This is a genomic window from Mesorhizobium sp. WSM4841 (genome assembly GCF_055811515.1).
The window spans coordinates 1-271 of sequence record NZ_JBVVQC010000106.1 but is presented as its reverse complement, the minus strand read 5'-3'; the positions used below and the strand labels follow the sequence as shown (position 1 = coordinate 271).

Below are 271 nucleotides of genomic sequence, written 5' to 3'. Positions count from 1 at the left end.
ACGACCACCGCATGGGGCGCAACTTCCTGGCCTTCTCCGAAGGCGACGCCAACAACGCCGTGCTCGCCGCCGTCGGCTACAACTTCAGCCTCCTGCTCAACTGGCTGAGGCTTTTGTGTGCCTTCTTCCTGACGCTGCTCGCAGCCACCGCAAAGCCGCCACTGCGGCCCCGATCAGCCTGAACTCCGCCCCTCAGTTGGGACAAAGCGCTCCAACGCAGATCACTTTCAAGGTTGACGCGAAAATCGCTTTCTTCACGGACGACTATCGC

General features: G+C 61.3%; 1 pseudogene. It reads left to right on the top strand.

The features are described from left to right. Positions 1–182, top strand: a pseudogene (locus AC0L14_RS34805) (IS5/IS1182 family transposase); the annotation flags it as partial. Positions 183–271: the final 89 nt, after the last annotated feature.